Source organism: Flavobacterium sharifuzzamanii (genome assembly GCF_003254585.1).
Classification (GTDB): domain Bacteria; phylum Bacteroidota; class Bacteroidia; order Flavobacteriales; family Flavobacteriaceae; genus Flavobacterium; species Flavobacterium sharifuzzamanii.
In genome coordinates this window covers 521573-535774 of sequence record NZ_QJGZ01000041.1, presented here as the reverse complement: position 1 = coordinate 535774, position 14202 = coordinate 521573, and the positions used below count along the sequence as shown (strand labels likewise).

Sequence of the window (14202 nt, the reverse complement as noted above, 5' to 3'; positions counted from 1 at the left end):
TAAAGCCAGAGAAATCGCCATTTATACATTGCTAATCAACAGAACGTAAACTAGTACAAAAATGGCAAACAAAATAGAAGTAAAAGAATTACTAGAAGCAGGTGTTCACTTCGGACACATGACTAGAAAATGGGATCCAAATATGGCTCCTTACATTTATATGGAGCGTAATGGTATTCACATTATCAATCTATATAAAACTGCAGCTAAAATTGAAGAAGCTAACGAAGCTTTGAAAAAAATCGCTGCATCAGGTAGAAAAATCTTATTCGTAGCTACCAAAAAACAAGCAAAAGACATCGTTGCTGATAAAGCAAAAGCTGCAAACATGCCTTACATCACTGAAAGATGGCCAGGTGGAATGTTGACTAACTTCGTAACTATCAGAAAGGCAGTTAAAAAAATGTCTTCTATCGATAAAATGAAGAAAGATGGTACTTTCAACACTTTATCTAAAAAAGAGCGTTTACAAGTTGATCGTCTACGTGCTAAATTAGAGAAAAACTTAGGTTCAATTGCTGATATGTCTAGACTACCTGCAGCATTGTTCGTAGTAGATATCAAAGCTGAACACATCGCAATAAAAGAAGCTCAAAAATTAAACATTCCAGTTTTCGCAATGGTTGATACGAATTCTGACCCAAGAGAGGTTGATTACGTGATTCCTGCAAATGATGACGCTTCTAAATCAATTGACAAAATTTTATCTTTAGTAACTACTGCAGTAATCGAAGGTCTTTCTGACAGAGGTGCTGAGAAAGAAGTTGAAGCTGCTGAAGAAGCTCCTGCTGTTGAAGCTGAAGCTCCTGCAACTGAAACTGAAGAATAAATCAAAATTTAAATTCCAAATTTTAAATTCCAAAATCCAAGACAAAATTAAAAACGTTATGTTGATAATTTATTAAAATTGGAGTTTGGGATTTAAAAGCTGGAATTTTTTACTTTTAAAAACATATTAAAACTTAAAATATTATGGCAACAATTACTGCTGCAGACGTAAATAAATTAAGACAATCTACAGGTGCCGGAATGATGGACTGTAAAAAGGCTTTAGTTGAAGCTGAAGGTGATTTCGATAAAGCTATCCAAATCCTTAGAGAAAAAGGACAAAAAGTTGCTGCTAACCGTTCTGACCGTGAGTCTTCTGAAGGAGCTGCTGTTTCTTTTATCAATGCTGACCACACTAAAGGAGCTATCATCACTTTAAACTGCGAAACTGACTTCGTAGGTAAAAATGAAGCTTTCGTAACTTTAGCTAAAGATTTAGTTGAAAGAGCTATCAACTTCTCTAATAAAGAAGAATTTTTAGCTTCTGATTTCAACGGAATCACTGTTGCTGAGAAATTAATCGAGCAAACTGGTGTTATCGGTGAGAAAATCGAAATCGGTGGTTTTGAAATTTTAGAAGGTGCTTACGTTGGATCTTATGTTCACGTTAATAAAATTGCTGCTTTAACTGCAATTTCTGCTCCAGTTGCTAACGCTGAAGCTTTAACAAAAGACGTTTCTATGCAAGTTGCTTCTATGGGAGCTGATACATTATCTTACAAAGATTTTGATCCTGCTTTCGTTGAATCTGAACTTGCTGCTCGTATTGCTGTAATCGAAAAAGATAATGAAGAAGCTGCACGTTTAGGAAAAACTTTAAAAAATGTTCCTAAATACATCTCTTTCTCTCAATTAACTCCTGAGGTTATCAAACAAGCTGAAGAAGATGCTAAAGCTGAATTAAAAGCTGAAGGTAAACCAGAGCAAATCTGGGACAAAATTCTTCCAGGAAAAGTTCAACGTTTCATTTCTGACAACACTACTTTAGATCAAGAGAAAGCTCTTTTAGATCAAAACTTCATCAAAGATGACAGTAAAAAAGTTGGTGATTACGTAAAAGGATTCAATGTTGAAATTACAGGTTTCAAAAGAGTTACTTTAGGTTAATATATTATTTTCAATATTAAAAAGCCCGAATATTTATTTATTCGGGCTTTTTTATTTTTAGCTTTCAACTGGAAAATTTCTTGCTCGCATCAATGCATCAGATTTTGGAGCATGACCTCTAAAACTCTCATACATTTCCTCGTTATCAATAGTGTTTCCAACGCTTAAAACGGTTTTAAAAAGACGTTCTGAAACATTCTTATCAAAAGGCCCATCTCCTTCTAAAAAAGCTTCGTAAGCGTCTGCATTAATCACATCTGCCCATAAGTAGCTGTAATACCCTGCCGCATATCCATCGCTTGAAAATATATGAGCAAATTGCGGAATCCTGTGTCGCATTACAATTTCAGACGGCATATTAATTTCGCTCAAAATCTTCTTCTCAAACGCATGCGGATCAATTGTTTCGGTTGTTAAATGCAACTCCATGTCTACAAACGAACTTGAAATCGTCTCAACTGTTGCAAAACCTTCATTAAAATTAGCAGCTTTTCCAATTCTTTCTACCAATGATTGAGAGAGAGCTTCATTTGTTTTATAATGAAGAGCAAACTTATTCAACACTTCTGGAGTCGCCAGCCAATGTTCTAATAATTGCGAAGGAAATTCCACATAATCTCTCGCTACAGAAGTCCCAGAAAGACTTGGATAAATAACATTTGAACATAATCCATGAAGTGCATGGCCAAATTCGTGAAATAGAGTCGTTGCATCATCCCATGAAATTAAAACCGGTTCATCGCTATTTCCTTTAATAAAATTGCAATTATTTGACACAATAGGAAGCACGTTACCTTTTATTTTCTGCTGATCTCTATGCGAATTCATCCACGCTCCCGAACGTTTTCCTGTACGAGCATAAGGATCAAAATACCAAAGCCCAATTGGTTTTCCCGTATTTTTATTATTCACTTCCCAAACACGAACATCTGGATGATAAACCGGAACATCAAATAATTGCTTAAAGCCTAAATCAAACAATTCTCCTGCTGTCCAGAACATTCCTTCGCGTAAATTTTCCAGCTGTAAATATTGCTTGATTTCATTCTGATCTAAGTCGTATTTTGCTTTACGCACTTTTTCTGCATAATAACGATAATCCCAAGGCTGAATTTTAAAGCTGCCATCTTCTCTGTCGACCATTTCCTGCATAGCCGAAACATCGTTCTTTACTTTTTCTACCGCAGGTTTCCATACAGAATGCATCAAATCGAGTGTTTTCTGCGGATCTTTAGCCATTTTGTTAGACAAACTCCACTCAGCAAAATTTGCAAAACCTAAAATCTTCGCTTTTTCCGTCCTTAATTTTAAAATAGAGACAAGTGTTTCATTCGTATCATTTTCGTTCTTATTATCGCCACGTTTTACAAAAACATCAAAAGCTTTTTCTCTTAAATTTCTCCTGTTTGAAAAAGTCAGAAAAGGCTCTATTGAAGATCTTGTGTTTCCAATGCATCCTAAAGCTTTTAGATTTCTTTCTTTCGCTTCTGCAATTGCTGCATTCTTAAATTCCTCAGGCAAACCGTCAAAATCAGCTTCTGTCTCTAACTCTATATACTGATCATTTTCTTCTGCCAATAACTTTTGACTAAAAGCGGTAAAAAGTGTCGCCAATTCCTGATTGATTTTAGCAACTTTATCTTTATCCTTTTCTTCTAGCTCCGCTCCTTCTCTAACAAAGTCAGTGTAATAAAGCCAAAGCACGCGTTGCTGTTCCTTAGTTAAATCCTTCTTTTCATCCGATTTATACAAAGCTTCAATTCTAGAGAACAGTTTGTTATTTTGATACAGTTTGTCATTGATCTCTGCCAATTTTGGCGACATTTCTGTATCAATAACATTAAATTCTGGAGTACTTAGATTAGATCTATAAATGCCATAAACTGCATGAATTCGATCTAATTTTGTACCCGAAAGCTCTAAAGCTTCAATGGTGTTTTCAAATGTAGGCTTTTGTGGATTATTCGCAATTGCATCAATCTCTTCTAATTTTTCTTTAATCGCAAATTCTATTGCAGGCTTAAAATCTGAAATTTTATATGCTGTAAAATCTGGAATACCTCCATAAGGACCGGACCAATCTTTTAGCAATGAATTATCTAACTCTATCGGTGTTTTCATAACAAATACATTAATTAATTCTGCGCAAAATTTCTATCAGAAAAAAGAGCAACAGAATCTCAAAATTAACCAATCGGAAGCAAACTTCATACGCCAACAGATTATAAAAATTAATCTGCTTCTAAGATTTAAAAAGAAATAGTTTATTTTTGAAATACCAATTTAAAAATAACATGTTTAAAACCAGAAAAGAAATTGTTTTTGTAATTTTAGCAGGAATATTTATTACCAATGCTGTTGTGGCTGAGTTAATTGGAGGAAAGCTAATTCAAATTGGCCCCTTTGTAATGAGTATAGGAATTTTGCCTTGGCCAGTTGTATTTCTAACTACCGATTTGATTAATGAATATTTTGGTGAAAAAGGTGTAAAAAAACTTTCTTTTATAACTGCATGTTTGATTGCTTATGCTTTTTTGATACTTTTTATGGCAATTGTCATTCCCGCCGCAAAAGGAATTAGCCCAGTAAATGACAGTCAGTTTGAAGCTGTTTTTGGACAAAGCATGTGGATTATTATTGGAAGCTTAATAGCTTTCATGGCATCTCAGCTTATTGATGTATGGATATTTTGGTTCTTCAAAAACAGAACTGGCGAGAAAAAAATATGGTTAAGAACTACTGGTTCTACTGTAATTTCGCAATTATTTGATTCATTCATTGTTTTAGGAATTGCATTTTGGCTTCCTGGAAAAATTGATTTTGACACTTTTATATCTTCAGGAATGATAGGATATACTTTTAAGTTAGCAATTGCTATTTTATTAACTCCAGCAATTTATCTGGGGCATCATCTGATTAAGAAATATTTGGACGAAGATCCTGCTCATAAAGGATAAAAAAAACATATTTAGGTCATGAAAAAAAATTACTTGCTTATTTTATTCTCTGTTACCTATTTCTTTTTAAGCTGTGGCAATGACGAGAAAAAACAGCCTAAAGAAGTCATTCAACCTGTTAATAAGTTAACACCAGCTCCCGTCAAAAAAGGTGTAAAAATTTCATCAAAAAACATTAAGTCCTCTAAAGAATTTGGAGTAGAAAAAACTGCTGTAAATCAAAAAGCTTTTGCTGTAAAAAATGCCATTGCAATAACTCCAACTTCTGATCTTGTAAACAAAACTCAAAATGCAAATATTGATATTAAAAAAGAAGCAAATGACAAATTGCTAAACTTTATTAATATTCGAAAGATCCTTGATAATTGTAAAATGGGTCAAACAATGACACAAAAAGAGCTGACACAAAACTTTGAAATTCCTGAAGAAGCTGTTAAACTAGTTAAAAGCGTCACTAAAACGGCCGAAAATGAACTATCAGTTAAATGGAAGTCAACTTGGCTTGTCGAAAAAGTATCAGATGCTGAACTTGAAGATGGCAAAATGAAAGTAAAATTCAAAGCAAATAAAATGTACATGTCAGGCAATGCTATTGGCATTAAATACAACAAAAAAATCTACACTAATTTAATTATAATTGGACGCTCAGCTTACATTCCGACTGTAAAAGGATATAGCTGGCAAATTGGAAGATAAAAATAGAATTAAAAAAATGGAGCCAATAAGATGTGGCTGGTGTTCTGCCAGCGATTTATATAAAAAATATCATGATGAAGAATGGGGAACTCCTATTTACGACGACCCAACAATTTTTGAATTTTTAATTCTAGAAACTTTTCAAGCTGGATTAAGTTGGATTACTATTTTAAATAAAAGGGAAAACTTCAAAACTGCTTTTGACAATTTTGATTATAAAAAAATTGCTAATTATTCTGAAGATAAAATCGAAGAATTAATGCAGAATACAGGAATCATTCGTAATCAACTCAAAATTAAATCTGCCGTTACAAACGCTCAGGCGTTTATGAAAGTTCAAGAGGAATTTGGAACATTCTCTGATTATATCTGGAAATTTACTAACGGCAAACCAATTGATAACAATCCAAAAACCCTGAAAGATGTCCCTGCAACTACTCCAATTTCTGATGCCATCAGCAAAGATTTAAAAAAACGCGGCTTCAAATTTGTTGGCTCAACCGTTATTTACGCTCACATGCAAGCAACCGGAATGGTCAATGATCACGTGGAAGATTGCTTTACTCGAAAAGGAAAATAACCGCAGTTTTTACCTTCAGTTTTCAGTTTTTTTGAACTTGAAACCTGAAACTTGGGACTTTCAAACAAAATTTTATTACATTTGCTTCACACTTTAGGGGTGTCTGCATCGCGCAGGCTGAGATTTTACCCTCTGAACCTGATCTAGTTCATACTAGCGTAGGGAAAAGTAAGATGACTTCTTGAACGCATTTCTATGCGTTATTGTAGCCATTCCTAATGTGTATCTATACACTAAACTCAAAAGGAATGGAACTAAAAATCAATCAACAAACCAAAAAATTCAATGCTGAATCGCTAAGCGTTCAATCATTGCTCGATCTCGAAATTCCGCACAAACAAAACGGAATCGCTGTTGCTGTTAACAATACTGTTGTTCCAAAACTCAAATGGAACGAATTCTTCGTACAAGAAACCGACGAAATTTTAATTATTTCTGCTACCCAAGGAGGATAATTTTTAAAATTCCAAAACAGAAAATTACAAATTCCTATTTATAGTTGAGGATAACTATAATTCAAGTCAACCTGAAACTTCAAACCTGAAACAAAAATATCATGACAAACGAAGAACAAATATCAAGAACCCCATTTCCGAATTCTAAAAAAGTTTATATCGATGGTGAAATTCATCCAATAAAAGTAGCCATGCGCGAAATAACTTTAAGCGACACTAAACTTTCAAATGGCGGAATAGAAAAAAATCCTCCAGTAACTGTTTATGACACTTCTGGAGCTTATACAGATCCAAATATCGAAATTGATATTAGAAAAGGATTGCCACGCTTACGCGAAAGTTGGATTCTAGATCGAAATGATGTCGAAATTTTAGACGAAATCACCTCAGATTATGGTCAAAGCCGATTGAAGGACGAAAGCTTAAATCATCTTCGCTTTGAATATCTTCATCAGCCAAAACGTGCTAAAAAAGGCGCAAATGTAACACAGTTATATTACGCTAAACAAGGCATTATTACTCCAGAAATGGAATATATCTCTATTCGCGAAAATCAGCGTATTGAACTTTTAAACGAGCAAACCAAAGCAATGCAATGCCAACACAACGGAAACAGCTTTGGTGCGAATACTCCAAAAAACAAAATCACACCCGAATTTGTGCGCTCTGAAGTTGCCTGCGGAAGAGCTATTATCCCAAACAATATCAATCACCCAGAAAGTGAACCGATGATTGTTGGTCGTAATTTCTTAGTGAAAATTAATGCCAATATCGGAAATAGCGCTGTGACTTCAAGCATTGAAGAAGAAGTTGAAAAAGCCGTTTGGGCTTGTCGTTGGGGAGCCGATACGATCATGGATTTATCAACGGGAAAAAACATTCATGAAACCAGAGAATGGATTATACGTAATTCACCTGTTCCAATCGGAACCGTTCCTATTTATCAAGCTCTTGAAAAAGTAAAAGGAATTGCTGAAGATTTGACTTGGGAAATTTTCCGTGATACTTTAATTGAACAAGCAGAACAAGGTGTTTCGTACTTTACAATTCATGCAGGAGTCTTACTTCGTTACATCCATTTAACAGCCAATCGTGTTACAGGAATCGTTTCGAGAGGAGGATCAATTATGGCGAAATGGTGTTTATTTCATCATAAAGAAAACTTCTTATACACACATTTTGAAGAAATCTGCGAAATCATGAAACAATATGATGTTGCTTTTTCTTTGGGAGACGGTTTACGTCCAGGTTCGATTGCTGACGCGAATGATGCTGCACAATTTGCCGAACTAGAAACTTTAGGAGAATTGACAAAAATCGCTTGGAAACATGATGTTCAGGTTTTTATCGAAGGGCCAGGACACGTACCAATGCACATGATTAAAGAAAACATGGACAAGCAATTAGAGCATTGTCATGAAGCTCCTTTTTACACTTTAGGTCCATTAACAACAGATATTGCACCGGGTTACGACCATATTACTTCTGCAATTGGTGCCGCAATGATTGGTTGGTATGGCTGTGCAATGTTGTGTTATGTTACGCCAAAAGAACATCTTGGTTTACCAAATAAAAAAGACGTAAAGGACGGTGTAATCACTTATAAAATTTCTGCACATGCTGCCGATTTAGCAAAAGGCCATCCGGGAGCACAATATCGTGATAATGCTTTGAGTAAAGCTCGTTTTGAATTCCGTTGGGAAGATCAATTTAATTTGGCTCTTGATCCAGATACTGCAAGAGAATTTCACGACGAAACACTCCCTGCTGATGGCGCAAAAGTAGCCCATTTCTGCTCGATGTGCGGTCCTAAATTCTGCTCTATGAAAATATCTCAGGAAATTAGAGATGTCGCAGCAGCTGAAAAAGGAATGCAAGAGAAGTCAGAGGAATTTATTGAACAAGGAAAAGAGATTTATATATAACGTGAGTATTAAGATGGAAGAATTAAGTATTAAGATTTAAATAGACGATCTCTTAATTCTTTCATCTTAATACTTAATACTTTCAAAAAATGATTGTGATTACAAATCGTTTTTTTATTGAAGATGAAATAGATATTCTTCATTCTTTATTGGAGGAAGGATTGTCTTTGTTTCATATTCGCAAACCTGATTTTTCAGAATTAGAAATGGCACAGTTTCTTGATCAGATAAAATTAGAATTTCGAAATAAACTGATTTTGCATAATCATCATCATTTAGCCGAAGATTTTGGAATTAGCCGATTTCATTTTTCCGAGAAAGAAAGAAAACAGAGTTCAGGATTTCCTGCAAGGTTTTCAAAACCTAGTAGGAATAAATGTGAATCAATTTCAACATCAACACATTCTATCGAAGATTTTAATTCCTTAGAAAACAAATTTGATTATGCATTCTTAAGTCCGGTTTTTAAAAGTATTTCGAAGGAAAATTATCATCCGAAAATTGATCTTTTCGATGCTATAAAATCAAGAACAAATAGTAAAACAAAAGTGGTTGCTTTAGGCGGAATTAATGCCGAAAACATTCAAAAAACACTTGAAAACGGTTTTGATGAAGTTGCACTTTTAGGAAGTATATGGAACCATGAGAATCCGTTAAAACAATTTAAATTATGTCAGAAAATCGTCCATTCGTACTCACAATCGCAGGTTTAGATCCATCCGGTGGTGCTGGAATTTTGGCTGATATCAAAACATTTGAACAGCATAAAGTTTCTGGTTTTGCAATTGCAACAGCTAATACCATTCAGACTGAAAATGAATTTCATAAAATTGAATGGATCAATATCAATTTTGTAATACGGTCTATTGAAGTCTTGTTTCAAAGCTATAAAATCAGTGCTGTTAAAATCGGAATTGTACCTTCTCTTTCTTATTTAAATCGGATTCTTTCGACGATAAAATTAATTTCTCCTGACACAAAAATTGTCTGGGATCCAGTTTTAAAATCGACAACAGAATTTGATTTCTTAAACATTGAAGATCATTCGAATCTAAACCAAATCCTTTCCAAAATCAATTTGATTACACCAAATTATATAGAAATTGAACAATTACTTCCTGGTTTCATAAAAGATCATCTTTGGATTGAGAATGAGATTTCAACTGCAATTCTACTCAAAGGCGGACACAACTCAAATGAAATCGGAAAAGATCAATTGTTTTTAAAAAATAAAATTCTTGATTTATTCCCAACTGAAAAAGATTGCCATGAAAAACATGGTTCCGGCTGTGTCCTTTCCTCAGCAATCGCTTCCAATTTAGCACTAAATCAAACTATGGAAGTAGCTTGCAAAAATGCAAAAATCTACATAGAAAAATATTTGAGTTCAACATCAACATTAATCGGATACCATTATGTATAGCAAACTGCAATATATTTCGCAAGGCGAAACAATTGACGACCAATTACGCAACATTCATCAGGCACTTGATGCTGGATGCAATTGGGTACAAATGCGATTTAAAAACCAAACGCAAAAAGACGTTTTTACTTTAGCGGAAGCAGTAAAACCTTTATGCGAAGAATATCTTGCCAATTTTATTGTAAATGATGATTTGCATCTCGCAGAACAAATTGCAGCAGATGGCGTTCACCTAGGATTAACAGATACAAAAATCGACGAAGCAAGAGTACTTTTAGGTTCTACAAAAATTATCGGAGGAACTGCCAATACTTTTGAAGATATCGAAAATCATGTAAAAAATGGCTGTGATTATATTGGCTTGGGGCCTTTCAGGTTTACAGTAACAAAAGAAAAACTGAGTCCGATTTTGGGTTTGTCGGGTTATCATGAAATTCTTCAAAAACTGAAAAAAAATAAAATTGACATTCCTGTTTATGCTATTGGAGGCATCACAGTGCGTGATGTAAGTCCGTTAATGGAAACTGGAATTTTCGGAATTGCCGTATCTGGAATCATTACTGAAAGCGATGAAAAACCAAAATTAATTCAACAATTAAAAGAAAAATTATATGCAGACATCATTGTTTAATATAGGAGACAAAACCTTTAAATCCCGTTTGTTTCTCGGAACTGGGAAATTTGGTTCGAATGAAGAAATGGAAGATGCTGTTTTAGCTTCAGAAAGCGAATTGGTTACTGTTGCCCTAAAGCGTATTGATCTTGAAACTGATACAGATGCTATTTTATCGCACTTAAAACATCCAAATATCAATTTACTACCCAACACTTCTGGAGCAAGAAATGCCAAAGAGGCTGTTTTTGCTGCGCAATTGGCTCGTGAAGCTTTGGAAACCAATTGGGTAAAATTAGAAATTCATCCCGATCCGAAATATTTAATGCCAGATCCGATTGAGACTTTAAAAGCAACAGAAGAATTGGCAAAATTGGGTTTTATTGTGCTGCCGTACATTCATGCTGATCCTGTTTTATGCAAGCATTTAGAAAATGTTGGAACATCGGCTGTAATGCCGTTAGGTTCACCAATTGGAAGCAATAAAGGTTTAAAAACGATCGATTTTTTAGAAATTATAATTGAACAAAGCACTGTTCCTGTTATCGTAGATGCTGGAATTGGAGTGCCTTCTGATGCAGCAAAAGCAATGGAAATTGGTGCCGATGCGGTATTAGTGAATACTGCAATTGCTGTTGCTGGAAATCCGAAATTAATGGCTGAGGCTTTTAAAGAAGCTGTTGTTGCAGGAAGAAAAGCTTTTGAAGCTAAAGTTGCCAATCAACAAAATTACGCTTCGGCTTCTAGTCCTTTGACTTCATTTCTTTATGAGTAATTTTTTTTAACGCAAAGTTCGCAGAGTTTTTTCGCAAAGTTCGCTAAGCTTTGCGGACTTTTTGCCAAAGACAAGAACTCAAAGCTTAGCGATCTTTGCGTATTCTTAGCGCGCTTTGCGTTAAAAAACTTTTGCAGTAAACTAAACTCACATGAATACTTTTAAATCTATTTTCGAGCAATATAATTGGGATGAAATCCAATCTAGAATATATAAAACCACATCAAAAGATGTAGAACGCACTTTGGCCAAAACCAAATACAATCTTGACGATTTTTTGATTCTAATTTCTCCTATTGCTCAAAATTATTTAGAGCAAATGGCTCAAAAATGCCATGAAATTACCAAGAAACGTTTCGGAAAAACTATCCAAATGTACGCTCCATTATATCTAAGCAACGAATGCCAAAATATCTGCACCTATTGCGGATTTAGTTTAGACAATAAAATCAAACGGAAAACTCTTTCTGATGCTGAAATAAAACTAGAAGTCGAAGCCTTAAAAAAAACTGGCTTTGATCATGTTCTATTGGTTACGGGAGAAGCAAATTATACTGTAAATATTAATTATTTTCTGAATGCAATTGATTTAATTAGAAAAGATTTTTCCATTATTTCTGTTGAAGTTCAGCCACTTTCTACAGAAGATTACGAGCGTTTACACAATGCCGGAGTATATTCTGTTTTGGTTTATCAGGAAACGTATCATCAGGAAGTTTATAAAAAGTACCATACCAAAGGTAAAAAATCAAACTTCGATTATAGATTGGAAACTCCTGATAGAATTGGAACAGCTGGAATTCATAAAATTGGTTTGGGCGTTTTATTAGGTTTGGAAGATTGGCGAACAGATAGTTTTTTTAACGCTCTACATTTAGATTATCTCCAAAAAAAATATTGGCAGACAAAATATTCGGTTTCCTTTCCACGTCTTCGTCCCGCTGAAGGAATTATCGAACCCAATTTTATTATGGACGATAAAGATTTGACACAATTAATCTGCGCTTATCGTTTATGGAATGAAGATTTAGAAATTTCCATTTCAACCCGTGAAAATGAGAAATTTAGAAACAACATTATTCCGATTGGCGTTACGAGCATGAGTGCTGGTTCTAAAACCAATCCAGGTGGTTATGTTGTTGATCCCCAATCTTTGGAGCAATTTGAAATCAGCGATGAACGTTCTGCAGAAGAAATTTCAAACATCATAAAAAATGCAGGTTATGAACCTGTTTGGAAAGACTGGAACAAGGCTTATAGTTGAAATGTTTCAAGTTTCAAGTTTCAAGTTTGAAAACTTAACATTTTACAATTCACAATTCACAATTCACAATTAAAAAAATGAGTGTTATACAAGAATTTTTACGTTACAACAGACAAACTATTCTGCCTGAAATTGGCGATGAAGGTCAGGAAAAATTAAAAAAAGCTAAAGTTCTAGTAATTGGAGCAGGTGGTTTGGGCTGTCCAATTTTACAATATATTGCAACTGCAGGAGTTGGTTTTATTGGAATTATGGATTTTGATACGATCGAAATTCATAATCTTCATAGACAGATTTTATATACTGAAAATGAAATTGGCAAACATAAATCTGTCGTGGCAAAAGAAGTCGTATCAAAACTAAATCCGCTGATTGAAGCTGTTGCAATCAATGAAAAATTAACGGTTGAAAATGCATCAGAAATCATTCGGCAATATGACATTGTTGTAGATGGTTCTGATAATTTTTCTACTCGTTATTTAGTCAATGATACTTGCGTTCAGCTTAACAAACCTTTAGTTTACGGAAGCATTTTAAAATTTGAAGGTCAGATTGCGGTTTTTAATCATAACGGAAGTAAAAATCTTAGAGATTTATTTCCTGAAATGCCTGACCCAAAAGATGTTCCGAATTGCAATTTGAATGGCGTTTTAGGTACATTGCCCGGAATTATGGGTAATATGATGGCACACGAAACCTTAAAACTGATCTTAGAATTACCAACTTTAAAAAATGAATTGGTCATTTTTAATACTTTAAATTGGAATTTTATAAAACTGAATTTCTAGAAAATAACCTCATCGCCAACGCTAATAATTCCAGAATTCAGACTTACAATATTGGTTCCGAATAAAACAGAATTATCTACATTTCTATATTTGCTTAAAGTTTTTAAAGGCTCTTTTTTCAAACGCCCATTCTCCGGATCATTGTTTACCATAACACATCTTCCGCAGGGTTTTATGTTTTTAAATTGAACGTCTCCTATCGCAAAAGTCTTAAAATCATCTTCTTCATGAGGATTTTCGGTGCTTACGACAATGTTAGGACGGAACCTTTTTATGGTAATTTTTTCATCCAATTTGTCATTCAAAAAATCCAAGCTTTTAGATCCAATCAATAAATATGGGTAACCGTCTGCAAGACTCACATTGAATGTTTCTTTTAATTTAGAACTTTCGTGTTTACGAGCTCCATTTTTAAGTATTTTAACCAATTTACAATCAAAACCTAAATGCTGACTAAACCATTTTGATGTTTCATGATTTACCTCAACCACTTCGCTTTTATCATCCCAAACATTAACTTCTATCACATTTTCTAAATGCTCGTTAATAGAAAATTCATGCTTTTGATCCTGAAAAGTAATGCTAATTTTTCCATTTGAAATCTGCGGATAAAACTGACTCATAATTCGATGTTCTCTTTGTGTCAGCATTTGATTTTCTGCATCAATAAGCATCCAACGGCGATCGTTTTCAAATCCCATTTCTTCAGCTTTTGCAGATTCAAGACTGATTCCTGCCAAACTTTTTATCGGATAAATATAAATTTCTTTTACGCTGTAAATGGCATTCAT

The 14202-nt window shown here is 34.2% G+C and carries 15 protein-coding genes and 1 riboswitch; of the genes, 13 read left to right on the top strand and 2 right to left on the bottom strand.

Annotated features, from left to right (window positions below):
* The first annotated feature begins 61 nt into the window (after positions 1 to 61).
* A complete protein-coding gene (gene rpsB / locus DMA14_RS19545; RefSeq protein ID WP_111367996.1) occupies positions 62 to 829 on the top strand; it encodes a 30S ribosomal protein S2 in 768 nt (255 codons plus the stop codon).
* A gap of 143 nt (positions 830 to 972) precedes the next feature.
* Positions 973 to 1935: a translation elongation factor Ts gene (gene tsf, locus DMA14_RS19540; RefSeq protein WP_111426206.1), complete on the top strand. Its 963-nt coding sequence runs from the start codon at positions 973 to 975 to the stop codon at positions 1933 to 1935.
* Positions 1936 to 1992: 57 nt separating this feature from the next.
* On the opposite strand, the gene DMA14_RS19535 is transcribed toward tsf, so the two are convergent.
* Positions 1993 to 4056 (bottom strand): M3 family metallopeptidase, encoded by a 2064-nt coding sequence (locus DMA14_RS19535; protein WP_111426205.1) that lies wholly within the window; start codon positions 4054 to 4056, stop codon positions 1993 to 1995.
* Positions 4057 to 4229: 173 nt separating this feature from the next.
* Between DMA14_RS19535 and DMA14_RS19530 the strand changes: the two genes are divergently transcribed.
* The 11 genes from DMA14_RS19530 to DMA14_RS19480 all read left to right on the top strand — a co-directional run bounded on the left by DMA14_RS19530 (position 4230) and on the right by DMA14_RS19480 (position 13411).
* Complete coding sequence (locus DMA14_RS19530) at positions 4230 to 4892, top strand: queuosine precursor transporter (protein WP_111426204.1); 663 nt, start codon at positions 4230 to 4232, stop codon at positions 4890 to 4892.
* 18 nt (positions 4893 to 4910) lie between these two features.
* Positions 4911 to 5588, top strand: coding sequence for a hypothetical protein (locus DMA14_RS19525; protein WP_111426203.1), 678 nt, complete (start codon positions 4911 to 4913; stop codon positions 5586 to 5588).
* Positions 5589 to 5604: 16 nt separating this feature from the next.
* Complete coding sequence (locus DMA14_RS19520) at positions 5605 to 6168, top strand: DNA-3-methyladenine glycosylase I (RefSeq protein WP_111426251.1); 564 nt, start codon at positions 5605 to 5607, stop codon at positions 6166 to 6168.
* 85 nt (positions 6169 to 6253) lie between these two features.
* Positions 6254 to 6350, top strand: a riboswitch (TPP riboswitch).
* A 66-nt stretch (positions 6351 to 6416) separates the two neighbouring features.
* Entirely contained in the window at positions 6417 to 6623 is a 207-nt protein-coding gene (thiS, locus tag DMA14_RS19515; protein WP_111426250.1) for a sulfur carrier protein ThiS, read from the top strand.
* 101 nt (positions 6624 to 6724) lie between these two features.
* On the top strand, positions 6725 to 8548 hold the full coding sequence (gene thiC / locus DMA14_RS19510) for a phosphomethylpyrimidine synthase ThiC (protein WP_111426202.1): 1824 nt from the start codon (positions 6725 to 6727) through the stop codon (positions 8546 to 8548).
* 89 nt (positions 8549 to 8637) lie between these two features.
* Complete coding sequence (locus DMA14_RS19505; protein ID WP_111426201.1) at positions 8638 to 9261, top strand: thiamine phosphate synthase; 624 nt, start codon at positions 8638 to 8640, stop codon at positions 9259 to 9261.
* A complete protein-coding gene (locus DMA14_RS19500; protein ID WP_111426200.1) occupies positions 9219 to 9971 on the top strand; it encodes a hydroxymethylpyrimidine/phosphomethylpyrimidine kinase in 753 nt (250 codons plus the stop codon). Before DMA14_RS19505 ends, DMA14_RS19500 begins: the two co-directional genes overlap by 43 nt.
* The gene (locus DMA14_RS19495) at positions 9964 to 10602 is read left to right on the top strand and encodes a thiamine phosphate synthase (RefSeq protein ID WP_111426199.1); all 639 of its coding nucleotides are present in this window, start codon (positions 9964 to 9966) and stop codon (positions 10600 to 10602) included. Before DMA14_RS19500 ends, DMA14_RS19495 begins: the two co-directional genes overlap by 8 nt.
* On the top strand, positions 10583 to 11359 hold the full coding sequence (locus DMA14_RS19490; RefSeq protein ID WP_111426198.1) for a thiazole synthase: 777 nt from the start codon (positions 10583 to 10585) through the stop codon (positions 11357 to 11359). The genes DMA14_RS19495 and DMA14_RS19490 overlap by 20 nt, the downstream gene beginning before the upstream one ends.
* A gap of 151 nt (positions 11360 to 11510) precedes the next feature.
* The gene (thiH, locus tag DMA14_RS19485; RefSeq protein WP_111426197.1) at positions 11511 to 12623 is read left to right on the top strand and encodes a 2-iminoacetate synthase ThiH; all 1113 of its coding nucleotides are present in this window, start codon (positions 11511 to 11513) and stop codon (positions 12621 to 12623) included.
* A 77-nt stretch (positions 12624 to 12700) separates the two neighbouring features.
* The gene (locus DMA14_RS19480) at positions 12701 to 13411 is read left to right on the top strand and encodes a HesA/MoeB/ThiF family protein (RefSeq protein WP_111426196.1); all 711 of its coding nucleotides are present in this window, start codon (positions 12701 to 12703) and stop codon (positions 13409 to 13411) included.
* Here the strand turns inward: DMA14_RS19480 and DMA14_RS19475 are convergent.
* Positions 13408 to 14202: an MOSC domain-containing protein gene (locus tag DMA14_RS19475; protein ID WP_111426195.1), complete on the bottom strand. Its 795-nt coding sequence runs from the start codon at positions 14200 to 14202 to the stop codon at positions 13408 to 13410. The two genes, DMA14_RS19480 and DMA14_RS19475, sit on opposite strands and share 4 nt — an antisense overlap.

Coding starts and splice junctions, on each gene's coding strand:
- rpsB (WP_111367996.1), top strand. CDS start 62: ATGGCAAACAAAATAGAAGTAAAAGAATTACTAGAAGCAGGTGTTCAC.
- tsf (WP_111426206.1), top strand. CDS start 973: ATGGCAACAATTACTGCTGCAGACGTAAATAAATTAAGACAATCTACA.
- DMA14_RS19535 (WP_111426205.1), bottom strand. CDS start 4,056: ATGAAAACACCGATAGAGTTAGATAATTCATTGCTAAAAGATTGGTCC.
- DMA14_RS19530 (WP_111426204.1), top strand. CDS start 4,230: ATGTTTAAAACCAGAAAAGAAATTGTTTTTGTAATTTTAGCAGGAATA.
- DMA14_RS19525 (WP_111426203.1), top strand. CDS start 4,911: ATGAAAAAAAATTACTTGCTTATTTTATTCTCTGTTACCTATTTCTTT.
- DMA14_RS19520 (WP_111426251.1), top strand. CDS start 5,605: ATGGAGCCAATAAGATGTGGCTGGTGTTCTGCCAGCGATTTATATAAA.
- thiS (WP_111426250.1), top strand. CDS start 6,417: ATGGAACTAAAAATCAATCAACAAACCAAAAAATTCAATGCTGAATCG.
- thiC (WP_111426202.1), top strand. CDS start 6,725: ATGACAAACGAAGAACAAATATCAAGAACCCCATTTCCGAATTCTAAA.
- DMA14_RS19505 (WP_111426201.1), top strand. CDS start 8,638: ATGATTGTGATTACAAATCGTTTTTTTATTGAAGATGAAATAGATATT.
- DMA14_RS19500 (WP_111426200.1), top strand. CDS start 9,219: ATGTCAGAAAATCGTCCATTCGTACTCACAATCGCAGGTTTAGATCCA.
- DMA14_RS19495 (WP_111426199.1), top strand. CDS start 9,964: ATGTATAGCAAACTGCAATATATTTCGCAAGGCGAAACAATTGACGAC.
- DMA14_RS19490 (WP_111426198.1), top strand. CDS start 10,583: ATGCAGACATCATTGTTTAATATAGGAGACAAAACCTTTAAATCCCGT.
- thiH (WP_111426197.1), top strand. CDS start 11,511: ATGAATACTTTTAAATCTATTTTCGAGCAATATAATTGGGATGAAATC.
- DMA14_RS19480 (WP_111426196.1), top strand. CDS start 12,701: ATGAGTGTTATACAAGAATTTTTACGTTACAACAGACAAACTATTCTG.
- DMA14_RS19475 (WP_111426195.1), bottom strand. CDS start 14,202: ATGAATGCCATTTACAGCGTAAAAGAAATTTATATTTATCCGATAAAA.